Annotated in this window: 1 protein-coding gene and 2 pseudogenes; 1 reads left to right on the top strand and 2 read right to left on the bottom strand. The window is 36.6% G+C overall.

Annotated elements, in window-relative coordinates:
• A pseudogene (locus ABF638_RS37035) lies at positions 1-605 on the top strand (hypothetical protein); the annotation flags it as partial.
• On the opposite strand, the gene ABF638_RS37040 reads toward ABF638_RS37035, so the two are convergent.
• A complete protein-coding gene (locus ABF638_RS37040) occupies positions 547-3,060 on the bottom strand; it encodes a CHAT domain-containing protein (RefSeq protein ID WP_435027730.1) in 2,514 nt (837 codons plus the stop codon). The pseudogene ABF638_RS37035 and the gene ABF638_RS37040 sit on opposite strands and share 59 nt — an antisense overlap.
• A pseudogene (locus tag ABF638_RS37045) lies at positions 3,057-3,971 on the bottom strand (hypothetical protein); the annotation flags it as partial. The gene ABF638_RS37040 and the pseudogene ABF638_RS37045, both read right to left, overlap by 4 nt.

A 3,971-nucleotide genomic window follows, 5' to 3' on the forward strand; every position in this document is an offset into this window, starting at 1 on the left:
TTAACATATTTTGGGCTGTTTTTATCGGATTTTTCTTAACATTCAACACTTTTGAGATAAAGGGTAATAATGTTAACTGGCAGATACAAGTAAATAATACTGTACTGCAATATCCAGAAGGGCAACCTCAATTGAGATTTGGACGGATGTATAGAATTATTGTGTTTGCGTACCAAGGGAACTCAATCATAAGTCACGCTCCTTTAATATTTGGTATTTTACCAGAAAAAGAGCAACAGGAGATTGCATTACTGGTAAAACAAGTTAACGAAGTAAAAGTACCTCCTGATGAAGCTGCTGTTGGGGTTTTAGATACTATATACATGTCAAAAAATCTGGTAAATGAATCGATACAAACATTAAAGGCAAGAGTGGCAGCAGGAAGTAAAAACCCTGAAATTTATCGAGTATTGGCAGATCGCTACTTAGAGGCGGGACTGCCTAATGAGGCTTTTAGTGAATACACAACAGCAAAGAAGTTAGCTAAAAGTAATAAGAACTTAAAGGAATTATCAAAGGTGCAAGAAGGTTTAAAGCTGTGGGAATTTATAACCAACTACCAACGAGCAAGAACGGGGCCCAGTAGTAATGATGAGCGTATTTAGGATTTTTCATTAAGACTAGTTGTGCAACCCGCAGTGCCTCTGCTTTAGGAATACCATTTTTCAATCCCTTGTAGAATTCTTCCATTAATAAAGCAGTAGAATCCGCATCTACTAGCCACAAAGTAGCTATCGTAGTTCTCGCACCTGCTTGTGCAGCTACTCCAGCCATTCCTAATGTTGACCTTTTATTACCTTTTGCAGTCTGACATGCACTTAAAACTAATAACTCAATTGCATCTGCATCAGTTTGAATTTTACCTTTTAGTAATTTGTCAAATTCTCTAATATTGATGACCTTATCATAGGCTAGAAGTACCGTCTTCAAAGGGTCAGAACTAAACTGTCCATGAGTACTAATATGAACGATTGGGAAATTATTTTTACTTATTTCTTGCTCTAGACGTGGAGTAGTAAACTTTTCGTCTAATAGTGTAAGGGAAGATTGTGTTTGACTTTGGACATCTTTTACTTCTTCTTTGGCTTTGGGTAGTGATCTGACGCCTTTAGGAGCGTTGCGATCTAACAAGCTGGGGCTGGGCTTAGACAAAGCAGCGATGAGAGCTGTAAACCGCTTTTTTGATAAAGGTTTGGGATATCTAATTCTAGAACCGAGAGTCGCTGCAATGCTGTATTGCTCGAGGAGATAATTTTTCCCATCATATAATATGCTCATCGGTATACTTTGAAAAGATTTATCTAAGATAAATATCAATGTTCCTGATGCAGGTAAATATGATGCTATTGGCGCAATTAATTTTTCATAAAGTGCTTGAGAAGGCAAAAGAATTTGTTGGACATCAATAGTAGCGAGTTTCTGATCCTGTAAACTCCATAAAAGATCACTAACATTATCTTTAACTATATTTGCTTCAACAGAGTAATGATGAAGAGAGCGGTCTGAAGACTGTACAATAACTTCTATAGTTTCATCCAAATCAATGATATGAATGATTCCATAAGCACTATTTAAGTCTGGAATATCATTGAGAGCAATTAGGTCAAGCTTGCCACAATTTAAAAAATTTTCTAACTGTGCTGTTTGTAAACGTTCGTTTATTTGAATTACTTCTTTGAGATTAGGATTAGAATCTTTCAAAAGTAACTTCATATAATCACGGTACACAGGTTCTACTTCTTGTTGAAAGAATAACTGTATATCTATATTGCTTGACAATATGCTGTCACGAATATGTGCCAGGTTATCAATAGCAGATTTGTACATTGTCAGGGCTTCTTTAGCCCTTCCTTGCTTCTTGTACAAGTTTCCTAGCTGTTGTTGCCATTGGTAAGCAATATCTTCTGCTTGAATTGATTGAGCCAAACTTAAAGCTTTTAAAAAATATACTTCTGATTTTTCTGGTTGTAATTTACCCAGAGTGCCAAGACTGTAAGATTTGATTCGCTGATTACTTGTACTTTTAGCTGTTTGCAAAGCGGACTGACCATATTCAATAGCTAATGAACGTAATTGCTGATCTGGAATTTGACTTAAACTATTAGCAAAATTGAGCTTTGTATAAACAAGTTGGGTAGCTGATAATTGAGAGAATATAGAAGAGTCTTTTAAAATTATGTTAACAGAGGGTTGAATTTTTTGTTGAATTTGATTGCGAATCTCAACTAATTTTGAATTACCTAAATTTAACTCTGTTGTTAAGAAATTATCAAAATCTATTAGCAGGCTCAAATGATGCAGTTGAGATTTTAATTGTGTTACTGGATAATTTGCTGACACCAGATTCACTTGATGATAAATTTCAAGTGAATTTAGTGCTTGTTGCTGAATCAGCTCCACAATTTCATTTTTAAAATCTGGTTCTTCTACTTCATAATATTTATTTCGTGCTTGCTTATAAATAGCTTCTTGAGTATTAGCTAATGACAGCAAAATCTCATGATTATCAACATTGGACGTTTTTTGAGCGATTGATAGCGTTTTTGCTAGAACGACCTTTGATTCATCTAATTTACCAATTAAGCGCAAGACATCTCCTAAGTTGTGCCATGCAAATAGATTTACTGGCAAATGTTTTTGCTTATCAATCGCTGCTATCAATAGTTTTGTTGTAGATTCAGTAGACTGTTGTGGCAAAATGGCACAAATCTTAGTATCTATATTTAGCTTTAGAGCTTGTAATAGTGTGTTACAAGCAAAACGATTTAAACCTAAAGCTTGTAGGGCAAGATTTTGGTTAATTAAGCTGCCAGTAATACCCTCTTCATAGCCAAGTTGACGATAAATTTTTGTGGCTGTTTTCCAAGACTCAAGGGCCTCCGATGCTCGTCCTTCATTTAAATACTTTTCTCCTATTTGGGTCAGTAGTCGGGCTTGATTACGTTTTTGTGCTTCTTTATTTACAGCTTGAGCAGCGATAATTGATGGCTTGGCTACAACTGTTAATAGCCCTAGAATGCTTGAAAATACATACTTAAACCAGTCTCGGCGTCTAATCATTGCTGGGCATGGGTTGTAATAGTACTTTTTGATACATTTTCTTCAGAACATAAGCTAGCGAACGACACAGCATGAGGCGTTGCTGAATTTGCTTCTGCCGTCAAGGTTACATTCCCGTAAGAGTCTTGTACCCAACCTTGAGCTTCTACAATTTGTGTTGCTTGTTTTTGCAATTTTGGCTCCTCTGAATTATTGTTGATTTGACCAGAAACAAAATTATCTTGCCAAGTTGGTTTAATAGGTGGTATATCGTTAGGACCCAGAGGTAATCTGTCCACGCCACTCATGACAAATTCACTTCCTGCCACGTCTGACTGTCCCTGGCAAACTGATGCAACTTGTGGACTTTGTGCAAGTCCTTCTGGTACGGACTCAATGCCGTTAGGGTCAACGTAAAAGCCGTTGATCTGAACGTCACCATTCAATCCGAATTGTGAACTAGCTGTAATTTTACTGTTGGGAGAGAAAAATAATCCACGAGCATTTATCAGGATATTTCCGCCTCGTCCTTTAAAAGCGTTAGCTGTGATGCTACTGTTTTCTGCAAGAACTAGGATATTTGTGTTGATATTGATGTTGCCACCATCACCATCTGTGTCTTGCTGACCAGCAGTTGTGGAGATAATTCCATTGCGTATAAAAATATTATTTGAGGTAAGATTAATATCACCACCCTGTCCGACAGTAGTGGTTGCGGTAACGCCTCCGTTGTTTGTGATGTTAATCGTATTGGACTTAATTTCAAGTCTTCCTGCATTACCTAAACCTTCATTTGCTACGCTAATTAAACCTCCTTGATTGACATTTAAAAAAGGAGTGTCAATGGTTATATTTCCGGCAGAACCAGTTGGTATCAAAGCAAAAGTGTTGAATGTTAAGAAAAATCCGATAAAAACAGCCCAAAATATGTT

This window comes from Nostoc sp. CALU 1950 (genome assembly GCF_051172895.1).
GTDB classification, from domain to species: Bacteria; Cyanobacteriota; Cyanobacteriia; order Cyanobacteriales; family Nostocaceae; genus Nostoc; species Nostoc edaphicum_A.

What these genes read in the sequence shown, in the direction of transcription:
- ABF638_RS37040 (WP_435027730.1), bottom strand. Translation starts at nt 3,060, where the DNA reads ATGATTAGACGCCGAGACTGGTTTAAGTATGTATTTTCAAGCATTCTA.